The sequence below is a fragment of the Nocardia sp. 348MFTsu5.1 genome (assembly GCF_000383535.1).
Classification (GTDB): Bacteria; Actinomycetota; Actinomycetes; order Mycobacteriales; family Mycobacteriaceae; genus Williamsia; species Williamsia faeni.
This window is the reverse complement of sequence record NZ_KB911526.1, coordinates 69,511-85,629: the sequence shown is the minus strand read 5'-3', so window position 1 is coordinate 85,629 and position 16,119 is coordinate 69,511. Positions and strand designations below refer to the sequence as shown.

17 protein-coding genes are annotated in these 16,119 nt (G+C 64.7%); 11 read left to right on the top strand and 6 right to left on the bottom strand.

Annotated elements, in window-relative coordinates; all coding sequences use genetic code 11:
- Window positions 1-107 precede the first annotated feature (107 nt).
- Window positions 108-1,676 carry a terminase large subunit domain-containing protein gene (locus tag H290_RS0125055; RefSeq protein WP_020109602.1) on the top strand — a complete coding sequence of 523 codons (1,569 nt, stop codon included), beginning with the start codon at window positions 108-110 and terminating at the stop codon, window positions 1,674-1,676.
- A gap of 52 nt (window positions 1,677-1,728) precedes the next feature.
- Here H290_RS0125055 and H290_RS0125050 read toward each other — a convergent pair whose 3' ends face one another.
- Both H290_RS0125050 and ychF read right to left on the bottom strand, forming a co-directional pair.
- On the bottom strand, window positions 1,729-2,439 hold the full coding sequence (locus H290_RS0125050; RefSeq protein WP_020109601.1) for a hypothetical protein: 711 nt from the start codon (window positions 2,437-2,439) through the stop codon (window positions 1,729-1,731).
- 101 nt (window positions 2,440-2,540) lie between these two features.
- Window positions 2,541-3,638 carry a redox-regulated ATPase YchF gene (ychF, locus tag H290_RS0125045; protein WP_020109600.1) on the bottom strand — a complete coding sequence of 366 codons (1,098 nt, stop codon included), beginning with the start codon at window positions 3,636-3,638 and terminating at the stop codon, window positions 2,541-2,543.
- Between the two features lie 57 nt (window positions 3,639-3,695).
- Between ychF and H290_RS0125040 the strand changes: the two genes are divergently transcribed.
- Complete coding sequence (locus tag H290_RS0125040; RefSeq protein WP_020109599.1) at window positions 3,696-4,091, top strand: DUF3052 family protein; 396 nt, start codon at window positions 3,696-3,698, stop codon at window positions 4,089-4,091.
- On the opposite strand, the gene H290_RS0125035 is transcribed toward H290_RS0125040, so the two are convergent.
- Entirely contained in the window at window positions 4,088-5,311 is a 1,224-nt protein-coding gene (locus tag H290_RS0125035) for an AI-2E family transporter (protein WP_020109598.1), read from the bottom strand. The genes H290_RS0125040 and H290_RS0125035 overlap by 4 nt on opposite strands.
- 103 nt (window positions 5,312-5,414) lie before the next feature.
- Here H290_RS0125035 and H290_RS0125030 point away from each other — a divergent pair, with 103 nt between their 5' ends.
- Window positions 5,415-6,518 carry a DNA glycosylase AlkZ-like family protein gene (locus tag H290_RS0125030; RefSeq protein WP_020109597.1) on the top strand — a complete coding sequence of 368 codons (1,104 nt, stop codon included), beginning with the start codon at window positions 5,415-5,417 and terminating at the stop codon, window positions 6,516-6,518.
- A 5-nt stretch (window positions 6,519-6,523) separates the two neighbouring features.
- Here the strand turns inward: H290_RS0125030 and H290_RS0125025 are convergent, their stop codons facing one another.
- Window positions 6,524-6,766, bottom strand: coding sequence for a hypothetical protein (locus H290_RS0125025; protein WP_155977036.1), 243 nt, complete (start codon window positions 6,764-6,766; stop codon window positions 6,524-6,526).
- 209 nt (window positions 6,767-6,975) lie between these two features.
- Between H290_RS0125025 and H290_RS0125020 the strand changes: the two genes are divergently transcribed.
- From H290_RS0125020 to H290_RS30415, 7 genes are all read left to right on the top strand, one after another.
- On the top strand, window positions 6,976-8,493 hold the full coding sequence (locus H290_RS0125020) for an AlkA N-terminal domain-containing protein (RefSeq protein ID WP_020109595.1): 1,518 nt from the start codon (window positions 6,976-6,978) through the stop codon (window positions 8,491-8,493).
- On the top strand, window positions 8,490-9,071 hold the full coding sequence (locus H290_RS0125015; RefSeq protein WP_020109594.1) for a methylated-DNA--[protein]-cysteine S-methyltransferase: 582 nt from the start codon (window positions 8,490-8,492) through the stop codon (window positions 9,069-9,071). The genes H290_RS0125020 and H290_RS0125015 overlap by 4 nt, the downstream gene beginning before the upstream one ends.
- A 74-nt stretch (window positions 9,072-9,145) precedes the next feature.
- Entirely contained in the window at window positions 9,146-10,255 is a 1,110-nt protein-coding gene (locus H290_RS29700; RefSeq protein WP_081631711.1) for a DUF222 domain-containing protein, read from the top strand.
- Complete coding sequence (locus tag H290_RS31840; RefSeq protein ID WP_155977032.1) at window positions 10,171-10,428, top strand: HNH endonuclease signature motif containing protein; 258 nt, start codon at window positions 10,171-10,173, stop codon at window positions 10,426-10,428. Before H290_RS29700 ends, H290_RS31840 begins: the two co-directional genes overlap by 85 nt.
- Before the next feature lie 256 nt (window positions 10,429-10,684).
- Complete coding sequence (locus tag H290_RS29695; RefSeq protein WP_036520212.1) at window positions 10,685-11,836, top strand: DNA recombination protein RmuC; 1,152 nt, start codon at window positions 10,685-10,687, stop codon at window positions 11,834-11,836.
- 149 nt (window positions 11,837-11,985) lie between these two features.
- Window positions 11,986-12,531: a hypothetical protein gene (locus H290_RS0125000; RefSeq protein WP_020109591.1), complete on the top strand. Its 546-nt coding sequence runs from the start codon at window positions 11,986-11,988 to the stop codon at window positions 12,529-12,531.
- Between the two features lie 56 nt (window positions 12,532-12,587).
- On the top strand, window positions 12,588-13,511 hold the full coding sequence (locus tag H290_RS30415) for a DUF6542 domain-containing protein (protein WP_369758848.1): 924 nt from the start codon (window positions 12,588-12,590) through the stop codon (window positions 13,509-13,511).
- Between the two features lie 31 nt (window positions 13,512-13,542).
- On the opposite strand, the gene H290_RS0124990 is transcribed toward H290_RS30415, so the two are convergent.
- Window positions 13,543-14,349 carry a fructosamine kinase family protein gene (locus H290_RS0124990; protein WP_051122197.1) on the bottom strand — a complete coding sequence of 269 codons (807 nt, stop codon included), beginning with the start codon at window positions 14,347-14,349 and terminating at the stop codon, window positions 13,543-13,545.
- 6 nt (window positions 14,350-14,355) lie between these two features.
- Between H290_RS0124990 and nadE the strand changes: the two genes are divergently transcribed.
- Window positions 14,356-15,180 carry an ammonia-dependent NAD(+) synthetase gene (gene nadE / locus H290_RS0124985; protein ID WP_028463674.1) on the top strand — a complete coding sequence of 275 codons (825 nt, stop codon included), beginning with the start codon at window positions 14,356-14,358 and terminating at the stop codon, window positions 15,178-15,180.
- Here the strand turns inward: nadE and H290_RS0124980 are convergent.
- Entirely contained in the window at window positions 15,149-16,099 is a 951-nt protein-coding gene (locus H290_RS0124980) for an SDR family oxidoreductase (protein WP_020109587.1), read from the bottom strand. The two genes, nadE and H290_RS0124980, sit on opposite strands and share 32 nt — an antisense overlap.
- Between the last annotated feature and the right edge of the window lie 20 nt (window positions 16,100-16,119).

Sequence of the window (16,119 nt, the reverse complement as noted above, 5' to 3'; positions counted from 1 at the left end):
CGCGGTCCGGTGGCGGTCCGGTCCCAAGGGGCCCCCTGGAAGCGGTCCCCCTCCTCCCGGGCCGCCTCCCGGCCGCGTGGGTGTTACCGACGACGGAAAGGCCGACGATGACCGATGACCCGACCTCACGGGCTGCGATGACGCTGGTCGCTGCACGCGCACTGGCCGTCGCCCGGCAGCGCCGACGCCCGGCGACCCCGGCCGAGCTGGCGGCGCGGCTCGTGCCGGAGTACCGGATCACCCCGGCCATCGCCCTGATCGGCGACGCGCTGGCCGACGCGATTCGTCACCCTGACAGACGGCTGATCATCACCACGCCGCCCCGCACCGGGAAGTCGGTGCTGGTGTCCCAGGTGGGCACGACGTTCGCCCTGGCGCGCAATCCCGACGCCCGGGTCATCCTCGCGAGCTACGCCGACTCACTGGCCCAGGAGCACTCCCACGCCGCCCGCGCACTGATCGCCGAGAACGCGGCGGCGCTGGGGTTCGGGATCTCCGCTGACAAGACAGCGGTCGGCCGGTGGCGGGTGGATGGGCGGGGCGGTGGCCTGCTCGCCGCCGGAATCCTGTCGGGCATCACCGGTTTCGGTGCCGACCTGCTGCTGGTGGACGACCCGGTCAAGAACGCCCAGGACGCCGACAGCAAGTCCCACCGCCGGAACGTGCTGCGCGAGTTCCGCTCCACTCTCATGACGCGGCTGCACCCCGGGGCCTCGGTGGTCATCATCGGCACACGCTGGCACGAACAGGACCTCATCGGCACGCTGCTCGCCGAGGAACCGGAGCGGTGGCAGCACATCAACATCCCGGCCATCAGCGAGTCCGGCGTGCCTGACGCGCTCGGCCGTGAGCCGGGCGTCGCGATGACCTCGGCGCTGGGACGGACTCCCGAGCAGTTCGCCGACATCCGCGCAGCCGTCGGCTCGCGCACTTGGCACAGCCTGTTCCAGGGCGTGCCGACCGCGCCGGACGGTGGGCTGATCAAACGGGAGTGGCTGGACACCTGGCGGCTCCCGGTCGCACCCCCGCGCCCGGTCCTGACCGTCGTCGGTGTGGACCCCAGCGACAGCGGCAGCGGCGATTCCTGCGGCCTGGTCGCGGCCTCGATGACCTCCGACGGGGTCGTGTCGGTGATCGCCGACGTGTCGGCCCCTATGACCTCCGATGCGTGGGCGCGGGCTGCGGTGGACCTGGCCGTGGCGGTGGGGGCGTCCGAGATCGCCGTGGAGGGCTTCGCGGCGCGGGAGACGTATCTGCGGGTCGTGCGTGACGCGCTGCGCCGGGCCAAGCTCGACCGTCCGGTCAGGGTGACGACGTGGCCACCGAAGGGATCAGGCCGGGGCGGTGGTGACGCGGTCGCCCGGTCGTCGGCGCTGATCCAGGGCCTGGAGGTCGGCACCGTCCGCATCGCCGGGCACCTGCCCGACCTTGAACAGGCCGCTGTCACCTGGCAGGCCGGGCAGCACCAACCGGATCAGCTCGCGGCGCTCGTCGTCGCTCACGACATCCTCACCCACGCGATAGGCGCTCGGATGACGTTCGCAGCGCCCCGAGGTCTGCTCGGTGCGGGCAGCGGTGGCAGCGCAGCCGCCGTGCCCACGTCGATCGAGGGCTACCGCCGCAGGCTCGGCGGTGGTGGTTACGATCCGCTGCTGCACGTGCGGCACACCCGCTGACGGTTCGCTGACCAGCCGATTCGACAACTTTCAGGGCAGTAACAGCAGAACTCTATGCGATGTCCGCTAGCTCGACCGCCAGGGCGTTCAGGACGCGCTGGCAATAGTTCAATCCCGTGTGACACATAGTCGTGTAAGCCTCCACTGTTCGCTCATGACGTGTCCGCTTCCCTCGGCCCGTCGCACCAGCGGACGTCATGTCCATTTCATGGGCGATCTGATTCCGCGCTTTGAACAGGGCGTTCAGCGATTGCGAGTCTTTGAACAGTTGCCGGTTATCTTGCAGCCCAAGGGCGGCAAGTGACGTTGTCACCTGTGTTTGAGATTGGAGACTCGACCCCGTAAGGCTCTCGATGTAGGCATCACGAAGCGTCTGCTCCGGAGTTGCCGTAACCAATAGCTTCGCGAGTTGACGAGCGCTCAGCCCGTCACCGTCCTGAATGTGGCGGACAACGAAGTCGATGTACTTCGTCCTGGCAGCCTCGGAACGGTCGACCTGGATTGGAATGCACGAGCGAAGCGACTGTTTGAGCACAGAGTCAACCCCGGCACCGGCGAACACCACAGCAGCGCGAAAGAGGTCGTGCTCAGCGTGCGTTAGGCGACCCCGACCGGCTGGCCGCTGAGCCCGCAGCGCAGGGTACGAAACGTCGACCAAACTCGCCACCGAGTCATAGGCGCTGGCCAAATAACGCTGCGAAATGTGGACCGGCGAGTCCAGGGCAACCTTTGTCGGCTCAAGGCCAGGGAAGCGTTGCGCCATTCGTCAATCCTCTCGCGCTGTCTATTGCGACGCTTAACGTGCAGCAGCTTTGCTCGTAAGCCGTTGGTCCAAAGCGGAACCGACAACTTTCAGGGCAAACGTCAGCCCTTGCTCGTAGACGTTGATCCAAAGCGGAACTCGACCACGTCGCCGTCGGCCATGACGTAGTCCTTGCCTTCCATCCGCACCTTGCCCGCGGCTTTGGCGGCAGCCATCGATCCGGCGGCGTCGAGGTCGGCGAAGGACACGATTTCTGCCTTGATGAAGCCCTTCTGGAAATCGGTGTGAATGACGCCGGCAGCCTGAGGCGCGGTGTCTCCCTTGTGAATTGTCCAGGCGCGGGACTCTTTTGGTCCGGCGGTCAGGTAGGTCTGCAGACCCAGTGTGTGGAATCCGGCACGTGCCAGTGAATGGAGTCCGGGCTCGTCCTGGCCGATCGAGTCGAGCAATTCCTGCGCGTCCTCGGGCTCGAGTTCGAGCAGTTCGCTCTCCACCTTGGCGTCGAGGAACACCGCATCTGCCGGTGCCACAGTCGCTTTGAGCTGCGCAATGCGGTCCGGATCGGTCAGCACCGACTCGTCGGCGTTGAACACGTAGAGGAACGGCTTCGTGGTCATCAGATGCAGTTCACGAACCTTCGCGAAGTCCAGCGAATCCTTCTGCGAGAACAGAGTCTTGCCCTCGTTGAGAACCTTCTGCGCTTCCAGGGCGGCGTTGAGGACCTCGACGAGCTCCTTGTTCTTGCGCGATTCCTTCTCGAGCCGCGGCAGTGCCTTCTCCAGCGTCTGCATGTCGGCGAGGATGAGCTCGGTCTCGATCACCTCGATATCGGACACCGGGTCGACACGACCGTCGACGTGCACCACGTCGTCGTCGGAAAATACCCGGACCACCTGACAGATGGCGTCGGCCTCACGAATGTTGGCCAGGAACTGGTTGCCCATCCCTTCGCCCTCGGACGCGCCCTTGACAATGCCGGCGATATCGACAAACGACACGGTCGCAGGGAGGATCTTCTCACTGGAGAAGATCTCGGCCAACCGGCCCAACCGCGCATCGGGCAGCTCAACCACACCGACGTTGGGTTCGATGGTGGCGAACGGGTAGTTCGCGGCCAGAACATCGTTGTTGGTCAGCGCGTTGAACAGGGTGGATTTGCCGACGTTGGGCAATCCGACGATTCCGAGGGTAAGGCTCACGAGCAGTCAGTCTAGTTTGCCGTCGCAACACCTCTGCGGGCCGTACGATCAGCGGCTATGACCGCGGGCTATTCGGGTTCTTCGCAGGCCCGCAAACTCGGCCTCAAAGACGGTCTCCAGGTGCTCGTCCTGGGTCGGCCCGGCGGCTGGGACTTCGACAATCCACCCCCGATTCACCTGGTCTCCCGCGCCGAGACCGCCGACATCGTGGTGGCCTTTCACTCCGCGCCAGCCGAGTTCCTCGAACAGATCGACGAACTCGGCACCATCGTCTTCCCCGCCGGGATGATCTGGATCCTCTGGCCACGCAAATCAGCCGGCCACGTGAGCGACATGAACGAGAACCTCATCCGTGACGCCGCACTGGAACGCGGTCTCGTCGACGTCAAGGTCGCAGCTGTCGACAACGATTGGTCCGGTCTCAAACTGGTGTGGCGCAAAGAGTTGCGCTAGGTGGCTTGCGGCTCTGTGCCACCGTCATCCGGGACGACCACGTTGTCGTCTTCATCGTCTGCGACGTCGGTCTCGCCCGCCCGGAGTGCGATCTGTTCGTTCAGATAACGCAGCACCACGGCCACCACCGCGGCCACCGGGACCGCAAGGAATGCACCGACGATGCCGAAGAGCGTACTGCCGGCGGTCACCGACAACAGCACGATCGCGGCATGCAGATTCATCGACTTCGACTGCAACCACGGCTGCAGCACGTTGCCCTCGAGCTGCTGCACCAACAGAATGATGCCGAGCACGATCAAGGCGGTCCACGGACCGTTGCCGACCAATGCCACCAGCACCGCGAGGGCGCCGGCGACAAACGCGCCGACGATCGGGATGAAGCCACCGAAGAACGTGATGATCGCCAGCGCGTAGGCCAGTGGCACACCGAGGATGACGAGGCCGGCGCCGATGAGTACCGCGTCGATGGCACTCACGACTGCTTGCGTCCGGATGAAGCCGCTCAGCGTCGCCCAGATGCGGGAGAGCACCTCCGCGATGTGCTCCGATGCAGGTGCACCGCTGGTCCGGCGTAGCCACGGGAGGAACCTCGGTCCGTCCTTGAGGAAGAAGAAGGTCAGAAACAACACCGTGAACAGCGTGATCAGTACCGACGTCGTTTTGGTGACACCGGAGAAGACGCCTGAGGCGATAGTGGTGCTGGAATCCTGAATCCGGCCGGTGATCGCATCGACCGCTGTGTTCAGCTGTTCATCACTGACCCGGAACGGTGGCCCCTGCAACCACTCTTCGATCTCCTCGATGCCGTCGATGGCCTGCGACGCCAGGTCGCCGGACTGATCAACGATCGACGGTGCGATGGCGGCCATGATGCCCACGACCACCCCGATCGCGAGCAGCAACACCAGGGCCGATGCAGCCGCCGGACCGATGCCCTTCTTCCGAAGCCAGCGAACCGGTGGCCATAGAACCGTGCAGACGATGACCGCGAGAACCACAGGCAGCAAGACCACCCAGGCCTTGCCGACGATCCAGGACAACACCCACGCGCCGCCGGCGATCAGGATCAAACGCAGGCTGTGTTTTGCCAGCCACTCGCCACCCTCCCCGATGACCTTGCCGCGAGTCTTCTTCGGCGGGGGCTGCACACCGGACACAACGTCCTTCCCGTCCGCGGTCCTCTTCTTGGCCGGTTCCCCGGCCGATGATGTCGCCATGCGTCGATCGTCACATGCCCGCGGTCCCGATGACGCGTCGACCTGCCGCGCCAGTACAAGATGTCCGCCACACTTTGTACGGTGGCCGCACAAGGAGGCAGACATGCAGGCAGTCACACGGCAACAGCTATTGGCTGCGCGATGGCACGTCCAACAAGCCGGCCGCGACGGCAAGGCGTCCGACTGCGACATCCTCGACTACGGGGTGCAGGATTCGGGACCCGATGGTGCGCCGTGGGCGCTGCGGATCCGGGGCGCCGTTGTGCCCGACGAAAACCTCGCCGTGGCATGGACCATTCGCGGCGCACCTCATTACTACCGCCGCTCCGACCTCACTGAGATCGCTGTCGCGGTATGCCCGTTGTCCTCGGCGGATGCGGGCAAGCGAATCTTCGACGCGAACAAGCAGTTCAAAGAGTCCGGTGTGGATTCGTTGGTGGCGATGTCCGAACTCTCCACCGCAATGCGCACAATCGTTGACCGTCCCACCCCAAAAGGTGAAATGTCACGTCAACTGACCGACGTCCTGCCCGATCATTTTCTGCGGTTCTGCAAGCCCTGCAACGCCATTCATCCCTACGAGATCTCGTTTCGCATCGCCGCACTGCAGGCCGGACTCGAACTTCGGGCAGGAACCAGCCCGCCGATCGTGCAACGAATCAAAGGGTTGCAGCCCAACAACTTCCGACGCCTCGGCACCGATGCGACCGCACGGTTCGATGTGATCCGCAACCATCTCCGCTTCTACGGAGCAGCGACCCCCAAGCAGGTCGCATCGTTCCTCGACGCCCCCGTGCAGGATGTGAAGGCGCATTGGCCCTCGGACGTCACACCGGTGACCGTCGAAGGCGAGACCCGCTCGGCGCTCACCGAGTACGTGGATGTGCTCACCGATCCCCCGAAACCCACGGGTGTATTTCTTCTCGGCCCCTACGATCCGCTCCTGCAGACCCGCGACCGCGACCTACTGATTCCGGATGCCCGGATTCGTAAAACCATCTGGCCGGCACTCGGTCGGCCCGGAGTCATATTCTCGAATGCCGAACCGATCGGCACCTGGCGCCCGGCCAAGGCGGGAAAGAAGCTCAACATCAACATTGAGTTGTGGACCCGGCAGACCGCCGCCGTCTCCGGCGCGATCAAAGAGCAGGCGCAGCAGCTCGCGGAGTTCCGCGGCGCGACCCTCAGCGAGGTCAGGTCCGAGTAGAGGCCTCAGGCGCGGCGGCGTTGCAGCCAGCGACGCCTTTCACCGACGGCATCATCGCCGCGCGAGTGTGCTTCCCCGGCCAGATCTGACACCTCGTCGGCGGCAGCCGGTTGCTGGGCCAGACCCTTTTCTGCTTCGATCGCCGACCGCACCGACTGCTCGCCATAGAGACCCATCATGATCTCCACACCCCAGCCGGGGAATTGCGACAACGGCGCTTCTTTGCGTCCCCATCGTGTTACGTACATGTGACCACCCTCGCACGACCACCCGCGCTTTGTCCCCGTTTTCCTGCGGGAAGAGCCTAAATACGGGACGTAAGTCCCAATCCGCGCGAATACCTTAGTGTGACGTCGGACACTGCATATTTTGGGGTCTGTGTCCAGTATCCAGACAGTCGTATTGTGGCGTCCGATTTCCGCTAGTCCCCGGCCACGAAGACTGGGACAGTGGTCTCATGTCCACCGCCACCGCGCCGAATCCGGGTCAGCTCGACTTCGATGCCTGCTTTCGGGCCCTGCAGGCCAGGGATGAGAGATTCGACGGCCAATTCTTTGTGGCCGTCCGGACCACTGGCATCTACTGCCGACCGTCGTGTCCGGCCATCACACCCAAGCCGCGGAACGTCTCGTTTGTCCTGACCGCAGCCGCCGCCCAGCAACAGGGCTACCGCGCCTGCCGGCGTTGCCTGCCCGACGCGGTACCGGGGTCACCGCGATGGAATGTCAATTCGGATCTGGCATCCCGCGCGATGCGCCTGATCGAGGACGGCCTGGTCGACCGCACCGGCGTGACCGGTCTCGCCGACCATCTGGGCTACTCCCCCCGCCAGTTGGGCCGGGTGCTGGGCGAACAGATCGGCGCCGGCCCACTCGCCCTGGCCCGCGCCTATCGCGCCACCACCGCCCGGATGTTGATCCAGTGCACAACGATGTCGATGTCGGATGTGGCGTTCGCCGCCGGATTCGCCAGCATCCGCCAGTTCAACGACACCATCCGAGAGGTCTTCGCCCAGACGCCCACCCAGCTCAGAGCAAAGGGCGCACCCCGGCAAGCTGCCGCCACCGGCGCTGCCGTCACCCTCAAGCTTGCTGTTCGACAACCCTTCTCTGCGCCATGGTTGCATTGGTTCCTGTCCGCACACGCGGTACCCGGCGTCGAGAGCTGGGACGGTCAGTTCTACCGGCGGTCGATGCCACTACCCCATGGACCGGGAGTCGTGACGCTGGAGATCAAACCCGATCACGTCCGGGCGGACCTCCATCTGCATGACATGCGGGATCTGGGGGTGGCGGTTCACCGGATCCGGCAACTCCTCGACCTCGACGCCGATGTCGCGGCGGCCAACGATTCACTCAGCACCGATCACGCACTGGCACCACTGCTGAACCGCATGCCCGGGATCCGCGTCCCCGGCAGCATCGATCCGACGGAGTTGCTGATCCGCACCATGATCGGCCAGCAGATCTCGCTGCCGGCTGCCCGCACCCACGCCGGCAAACTCGTCGCCGCACTCGGGGAGCCGCTGGAGAACCCACTGGGCGACATCACCCACCTGTTCCCCACCGCCGCGGCGATCGCCTCCCGCGGATCCGAAGTACTGACCGGCCCGGCCGCACGTACGCAATCCGTCGTCGACGTGGCCCGTGAGATCGCCGACGGTCGCCTGGTGATGCATGCCGGGATGCCAGCCGCCGATCTGCGCACTGAATTGCTGGCTCAACGCGGGGTCGGCGCGTGGACCGCCGACTATGTGTCGATGCGCCTGCTCAACAATCCAGACGTCCTGCTGCATACCGACCTGGTGGTGCGCCGGTCGGCAGCCGGACTCGGCATCGACATCACCAACACGCAGCATTGGTCACCGTGGCGCTCTTACGTGTCAATGCATCTGTGGCACAACATCATCGCCCGCGACTCCCCGCTACTGTCCACCGGCTCAACACCCGATTCACCACGAAAGCAGGTCTCATGAGCACCGCAGCCTGGTCCACCATCTCAACACCAACCGGCCCGTTCACGATGATCATCAACGATGACGGAGAGGTCCTCGCGTCGGGCTGGTCCGGCGACCCCGACTATCTCAATGCGCTGATACACAAGACGATCCGACCGTTGACGCTCGTGTACAAACCAGACCTGGGTTCGGTGACCGCCGCCGCCGAGAACTACCACCAGGGTGACCTCACGGCCATCGACAACATCGCCGTCCGACAACGTTCGGGCGAGTTCCTCGAACACGCCTGGGACGTGCTACGCACGGTGCCGGCCGGATCGCCGGTCAGCTACACCGAATATGCCGAGCTCAGCGGACGTCCCGCTGCAATCCGAGGCGCCGCGAGCGCGTGCGCCCGCAACGCCGCAGCCCTGTTTGTTCCATGCCATCGAGTCCTGCGTTCCGACCGGTCACTCGGGGGCTTCCGATACGGGCTCGACATCAAGGCATGGCTGTTGGCACACGAGGAACCCAGCGCACCAACGCACCAACGCACCAATGAGTGGATGTCAGACCGCGTTGATAGGCTGGCGGGTTCGACTCTCCAAATCTGGTGAAAATGATTGCAGCACAACAGAAATAGTCCTCTAGAACACTTGTGCGAACGACGATTCGCGGGTACCTTGGAGTCATGGACTTCGGGGGAATGTTCGCCAGACTTTCAGATCTGGCTGGGGATGCGGCTTTGGTTGCCGGTGATGACACTGAGGTGTCTTCGCGTACGGTGGCGGTTATTCGAATCAATCATGTTGTGGAACAACTACTTTTCCGACTGGTCGGCGAACTCGAGGTACGTGGAGTCGCCAAAAAGTCAGGGGAAGGTTCCACCGCGAGGTTGTTGCAGCAGGCAGGGATGGCGCCGGCGGTGGCGCATCGATACGTGCGGGTAGGCAAGGCGCTCAAGGACATTCCATCGGTCGCGTCGTACGGGGTGGACGGAACTCTCTCGGGCGAGCACATCGACTCGATAGTGAAGGGCCTCAGCCATATTGAGCGACGCAACCCAGAGCTGCCCGATTCAGATCGGACTGATTGTGTGCGTGGCCTGCTGGCCGAAGCGTTGACCACCAGTCCGTCTGCGGTAGCGGCTCGGGCACGGCATATGGCGATCGTGTTGTCGCCACCGGATAAGCCGATACCTGATGCCGAGAATCACGAGCTCAATGAGTTCTCGTTCGGGACCGGTGACGACGGGCGCAGTCACGGCACGTTGGACCTGGACAACCTGCTGGGCGAGAAACTGCGGGTGGCGCTCGATCCGTTGTCGCAGCCAGTACTTGAACCGGACGGTTCACCCGACAGTCGCACGAGCGCTCAAGTGCGCGCGGACGCCCTTGAGCAACTGCTTGATTCGTACCTCGATCAGGAAGACCGACCCACCCGCGGCGGCGCGAAACCCCACGTCAACCTGACGGTGTCACCCGAACATCTACAGGCACTTCAACTGCGTGGATTGGGTGGTGTGAAGCCGCCCGAGTTGGCGGCGTCGTTTGAATGGACCGGCCCGGCCTCCGCATCGACAGCCCAGATGGTGGCCTGCGATTCGGTCATCACGAAAATCTTGGTCGACAACAACATGGTCCCGCTCGACGTCGGTCGTGACCATCGGACCGTCACACCCGCGATCCGGAAGGCCTTGATCGCCCGGGACCGGGGATGTGCGTACCCAGGGTGCGGTTGCCCGCCCGGGCGGACGCCCACCACATCGTGCAGTGGAGTCAAGGCGGGGTCACCAGCCTGACCAACACCGTTCTCCTGTGCCGGCGCCACCACCGGTACATCCATCACATTCGTTGGGAAGTCTTCATCGGTACCGACGGGCACCCCTGGTTCATCAACCCGGACGACGCCACCAAAACGCCTCTGCGATCCCACGCCCGCAGGACCATGACGTCCGACCTCGCCGCCGCATAACCAGGCGAAGCCGGAACCGCAAGACCACCAACCTACGACGACATATTCCAAGTACCCCAAGCAACACAGCAACGGCTGTGTACTGCACGACCTTTGAGAACTTCATAGTGAAACGCGGGTCGGGCCATGACCCGGCCCGGGCCGAGTCAAGCTGCGCATCAGTGCAGCGGACGCACGGTCCGGCCGGGTTCGTGGTTCCGAGACACTCCAACGGCGATCATCGGTGATGTCAGACCTCTGGTGCACCATCATCACCATGAGTATCACCGCAGTCGTACTGCTGATCGTCGGTCTGGCGGTCGGGTTCGCCCTGGGTTGGCTGGTGCACGCGAACAAGTCCGGGACCGAAGTGGCTGTTGCGCGCGCCGAAGCCGACGCTGCGCATGCCAACCACGACGTCTTGGTCCGGTCGTTGTCGGCCGCCAGTGAGGATGCTGCGCGCCGGCAATCGGGCGCCATCGGACAACAGGTCTCGCACATCGTGGGCCCTCTGCGCGAAACACTCGATTCGCTGGCCGGCGAATTGCGGCGCACTGAGCGCAACCGGATTGCGGCCTACGCAGGACTGTCCGAGCAGGTCAGTGGCATGCGCGAGACCTCGGAACACCTGGGATATCAAGCGCAGCAGTTGGCTGGTGCCATGCGTTCGCCGCAGGCTCGCGGGCGATGGGGCGAGCTCCATCTCGAGCGGGTGATCGAGGCGGCGGGCCTGCAGCGGCACTGCGACTTCACCACCCAGGTCAGCGGAACGACCGGTGACTCCACGCGAGTCCGGCCGGATCTGGTGGTCCACCTCGCGGGCGGCCGAGATGTGGTGATCGACGCGAAGGTCCCGTTGTCCGCCTATCTCGAGGCCTCCGACAGCACCGACCCCGCCGTCCGCACGACGGCCTACCGCGCACACGCAAAGGCGCTGCGCACCCATGTCCAGCAACTCTCGTCCAAGTCGTATTGGGAAGCGCTGAACAGCTCACCGGAGTTCGTGGTCCTCTTTGTCCCGGGCGAGGCGATCCTGGAAATGGCGTGCCGCGCAGATCCCGAACTGATCGATTACGGGTTCAGCAACAACGTGGTGATCGCCACCCCGACCAATCTCGTGGCGCTGCTCCGCACGATTGCGCTCGGCTGGCGCCACGAGGCGCTGACCCGCGACGCACAGCAGATTCATCAGCTCGGCAAGGAGCTTTACCAGCGCATCGGCATGGTGACCAGGCACTTGGACAAGCTCGGTGGATCGCTCGGCAAAGCAGTCGAGTCCTATAACAGCGCCATCGGCACCATCGATGCGCGAGTGACGGTCACCGCGCGCAAACTGTCCGATCTCGACGCCTTCGCCGACCTCGACGACCTCGAGCCGCCGGTACCCATCGACGCCCAGCCCCGACGTACCGGAATCGGTCTCACTTGAGCCGATCGATTGCGGATTCAGTCGAGTAGATGGCTCAAAACTGAGCAACTTGGATGCTGAACCTCGAGACTCCTAGTGAACTTCAAGCCCACTCCAAGCGGCACAGGACAACCTGATTCCAGTCGCCCTTCACCCCTGGAGTCATTCACATGTATGTCAGCCACGATCGTCGGTCCGATGTCACCGCCGCCACCGCCTGCCCGGGCAGCGTTGTTGTCGGAGGATGGCTCCTCACGATGGCCGCCGTCGCGGCATTTGCATTCACCACGGGCGACACCTTGCGGGACAACGACGACGCGGTCCTGGTGAGCCAGGCGGTTGCCTCCTATGAACAGAGCCTGTCGGCCACCGGTTCGGCGCCGGAGGCACGCCCAACTTCGACGCACGTCGTCAAGACCGGCGTAAACAGCACCACTGCGCAGACCCCCGGGACGAAAACGGCCGCGGCTCCCGGTGGTACCTGCACTACTCCCCAGGTGACCTCCACCACCGGCAACGTGCAGCGGGTCAGCACACGAGAACTCACCTCACGATCGACCCGCACCCACAGCGGCGCGAGCATCTCCCGGATCTCAGCTTCCGCCTGCCGTGTCGGTGCCTCGGCGAAGCTGAACACCGCCGGGGGGTCCTCTCCCGCCGCCGTCCGGTCTGCGGGTGCCGCACGTCCCGCTCAGACTGCGCCGGCGACGAACTGAACCGCGTCGGCACGCGCGTTCAATGAATTCTTAGGGTTTACCGGTACGGTCAGTATGTGATTTCTGGCTCGCGCTCGCGTTCGGGGGTACCCCTCGATGAGCAATCCGCAGTTCCTACCGCACCAGGTGTGCCCTGGTGGGGTGCTGTGCTGTTGGCAGTCGGCCTGACCTCGGTCGGAGCAGTGATCGTGGTCGCGGGCGACGCCACCGCACTCGGTACGTCGTTCAAAACGTTCTATGTGGTCGGCTGCATAGCCGCGGTGCTGGCTGTCCGGCGTCGCGCTTTGTTCACCGCCGTTGCGCAGCCACCCCTGGTCCTTTTCGGTGTGGCGGTCATCACGCTCTACTTCTTGGTTTCCGGCACCGATTCGGGGCTGAAGAAACTGATCTTCAACGTGGCCCTGCCGGTGGCGAAACTGTTCCCGTTGATGGGATGGACATTCCTCATCGTTCTGGCCATCGCTGCCGCACGGATTTGGCTGACGCATCCCATGAACGCCGGCAAGGCTGTCGAGACCGGCGACCGCAAGACGTCCGCGTCGCCGAAGAAGGCAGCCGGCAAATCTGCGTCACGCACAGCGGACAAGGCACGCCCGGCTGGTAGCAAAGCCCGCACCGACAAGACCCGCGCCGGAGCGGCCAAGCCGGCTCGACCGCAGCCTCGCGCAGCGGTCGACAACGATGTTCCGGCACCCACTGCAGCGACCATGCCCCGCATTGCGCAGACTCCCCGGCCGCCGGTCCGCACCACTGACCCGCGCCCCCGGGCAGCCGAACCCCGCGCAACCGAGCGCGGCGATGATCTCGCGGTTCCGCCCCGACGCCGACGTGCGGCCCCGGATGTACCGCCCGAGGCCCGCCCGCGTCGCGCAGCGACCTACGACGACCAGCCTCCGCCGCCCGGCGCCCGCGCATATCGCGCCCCGAATGATTTCATCTACGCGCCACCACCCCGGATGCGCGACCGCGACCTGCACTGACTCGTCGCCTCCACGCCCGAATCCCGCCAGGTCACCCGATGAGTTCCAGGGTGTTCCGCGCCGCGCGGCCCAACTCGGCGCCATACCCCGGCCCGTGTCCGGCAGCGTGTACCGCCAGCGGATGCAATTGGTGCAAAGCGACCCGATCAGGCCAACGGTCGACGAGCGGGTACACCTCCTGATACCCCTCGATGACCACGTCGAGAGCAGGACACCCGAACAGCGCGAGCATCGCCAGATCGGTCTCACGATGACCGCCATGTGCCGCCGGATCGATCATCACCACGCCGTCGGGCGTCCACACCACGTTGCCGTTCCAGAGGTCGCCGTGAATACGGGCCGGCGACTGTCCGTCGTCGAACACACCGGACGCGATCAGTTCGCACACCTTGCGGGTATCCGACTCGTCGGCACCGGTCAGGTTTCCGGCGGCCACCGCATCATCGACAAACGCCAGGACGCGTTGCCGGGCGTAGAACTCACCCCAGCGCTCGGTGGGAGTCGATGGCATCGGGCGGTTCCCGATGAACATCTGACCGGTGAATCCCGCCGGACCATCGCCGAACCGGTCGGCGCCCGAACCGTGCATCCGGGCCAGTGCAGCGCCGAATTCCCGGGCATCCTGCCGCGTTGGTGCGACGGTTGTCAGCCGGCGCAGCGTGATGTGGTCGGCACCGACATCGAGCACCTCGACAACCGGTGCGCCGGCTTCGGCGAGCCAGCGCAGACCCGCGGCCTCGGCAGCAAAAAAGTCACGATGGGCACCGGTTCGACTTTTGTGGAATTCACCTGAGCTCACCGTTCCAGCGTGCCGGACCGGTCCCTGTCCCACTACCATTTGGGAATGGCCAGCCTGCAAGAGCGAATCATCGCCGAACTCGACGTGTCCGCGACCATCGACCCCCAGCAGGAGGTGGACCGGCGGGTGGACTTCCTCAAGCAGTACCTCCTGAGCACCGGTACCAACGGCTTTGTGCTGGGTGTCAGTGGTGGACAGGACTCCTGCCTGACCGGTCGGCTCTGCCAGCTGGCCGTGGAATCCGTGCGCTCCGACGGCGGCCGCGCAACATTTGTCGCCGTGCGGCTGCCCTACGGCGAACAGGCCGACGAAGAGGACGCCCAGATCGCACTCAAGTTCATCGACCCCGACCGGTCAGAGGTCTACAACGTCAAGCCGGGCTCGGACGCCACCGCCGAGGTGGTTGTCCAGACGCTCGGTGAACCTCTCCGGGACCTCGTGCGCGGCAACATCAAGGCCCGCGAACGCATGATCCTGCAGTACGCGGTGGCCGGACAGGAAAACCTGCTGGTGGTCGGCACCGACCACGCCGCCGAAGCGGTCAGCGGATTCTTCACCAAGTACGGCGACGGTGGCGTCGACGTCACGCCCTTGACCGGACTCACCAAACGTCAAGGAGCCCAGATCCTCTGGCATCTCGGCGCTCCCGATTCGGTCACCTCGAAGGTTCCGACCGCCGACCTCGAAGACGACCGCCCGGCGCTGCCCGACGAGGAAGTCCTCGGAGTCACGTACAGCCAGATCGACGACTACCTCGAGGGCCTCGAGGTAGATGCCGAGGCCGCCGAACGCATCGAATCACTGTTCCTCCGCTCGGCGCACAAGCGGACCGTCCCGGTCACCCCTTTTGACGACTGGTGGAAGAGCTAGCATCCGAATCTGACGCGGCGGCAGACGCTTCGAGGCTCCGGGCGCTGACCCGGGCCAGATGATCGAACTGGTTGTTCGCGATCCGCATCACGATCTCGTACGGCAGCGCGAACTTTCGGGACATCCAGTAACCGAACCGGATGTCGAATGATGTGTAGACCATGAACTTGTTCTTGCGAACACCCTTGAGGATGGCGTCTGCCGCCTTCTCGGGGGTCACCGCGACCTTGTGGAACCGGCCGACCTGACGCGCGATGACCGGGTTGTCCCGATCGATCCCGGCGATGTCGACGGTGTGTACCAGCGGGGTGTCCACTCCACCGGGACAGACCAGCGAAACGCCGATCTTGTGGCGCCGCAAGTCCATCCGCAGCACCTCGGATACACCACGGATTCCGAACTTGCTGGCGCTGTAGGCAGCGTGCCACGGGAGGGCCAGCAAACCCGCCGCCGACGACACGTTGACCAGATGGCCACCACGGCCCCGCCGCACGATCTGCGGCACAAAACATTCGATGATGTGGATGGGCCCCATCAGATTGACGTCGACCATCTGCTTCCACTGCCGATGCTCGAGGTTTTCCACTGTGCCCCAGACGGATACACCCGCGATGTTCATCACGACATCCATCACGCCGACCTCGGCGTCGACCTGCTGGGCGAATCTCTTGACCCACTCGTAGTCCGACACGTCGCCGGCGCGGTGGAACACCACGGTCCCGTCGGCACCGCGGACCTCGGCGACGGTCTCGTCGAGATTCTGCCCGTTGATATCGGTGAGCACCAGGGCCGCACCCGCCCGCGCCGACGCCAGCGCGGTGGCCTTTCCGATCCCGCTACCGGCGCCGGTGATCAGCACCCGCTTCCCCTGGAGGTTTTTCACGGGAGGCTTCATCACCAGTAGGTCTTTGACACTCATGACTCGACCCTACGGGTCAC

Excerpts from the sequence above, each read along its gene's own strand:
- H290_RS0125055 (WP_020109602.1), top strand. The coding sequence starts at position 108 with ATGACCGATGACCCGACCTCACGGGCTGCGATGACGCTGGTCGCTGCA.
- H290_RS0125050 (WP_020109601.1), bottom strand. The coding sequence starts at position 2,439 with ATGGCGCAACGCTTCCCTGGCCTTGAGCCGACAAAGGTTGCCCTGGAC.
- H290_RS0125040 (WP_020109599.1), top strand. The coding sequence starts at position 3,696 with ATGACCGCGGGCTATTCGGGTTCTTCGCAGGCCCGCAAACTCGGCCTC.
- H290_RS0125035 (WP_020109598.1), bottom strand. The coding sequence starts at position 5,311 with ATGGCGACATCATCGGCCGGGGAACCGGCCAAGAAGAGGACCGCGGAC.
- H290_RS0125030 (WP_020109597.1), top strand. The coding sequence starts at position 5,415 with ATGCAGGCAGTCACACGGCAACAGCTATTGGCTGCGCGATGGCACGTC.
- H290_RS0125025 (WP_155977036.1), bottom strand. The coding sequence starts at position 6,766 with ATGTACGTAACACGATGGGGACGCAAAGAAGCGCCGTTGTCGCAATTC.
- H290_RS0125020 (WP_020109595.1), top strand. The coding sequence starts at position 6,976 with ATGTCCACCGCCACCGCGCCGAATCCGGGTCAGCTCGACTTCGATGCC.
- H290_RS0125015 (WP_020109594.1), top strand. The coding sequence starts at position 8,490 with ATGAGCACCGCAGCCTGGTCCACCATCTCAACACCAACCGGCCCGTTC.
- H290_RS29700 (WP_081631711.1), top strand. The coding sequence starts at position 9,146 with ATGGACTTCGGGGGAATGTTCGCCAGACTTTCAGATCTGGCTGGGGAT.
- H290_RS31840 (WP_155977032.1), top strand. The coding sequence starts at position 10,171 with ATGTGCGTACCCAGGGTGCGGTTGCCCGCCCGGGCGGACGCCCACCAC.
- H290_RS29695 (WP_036520212.1), top strand. The coding sequence starts at position 10,685 with ATGAGTATCACCGCAGTCGTACTGCTGATCGTCGGTCTGGCGGTCGGG.
- H290_RS0125000 (WP_020109591.1), top strand. The coding sequence starts at position 11,986 with ATGTATGTCAGCCACGATCGTCGGTCCGATGTCACCGCCGCCACCGCC.
- H290_RS0124990 (WP_051122197.1), bottom strand. The coding sequence starts at position 14,349 with ATGGTAGTGGGACAGGGACCGGTCCGGCACGCTGGAACGGTGAGCTCA.
- nadE (WP_028463674.1), top strand. The coding sequence starts at position 14,356 with ATGGCCAGCCTGCAAGAGCGAATCATCGCCGAACTCGACGTGTCCGCG.
- H290_RS0124980 (WP_020109587.1), bottom strand. The coding sequence starts at position 16,099 with ATGAGTGTCAAAGACCTACTGGTGATGAAGCCTCCCGTGAAAAACCTC.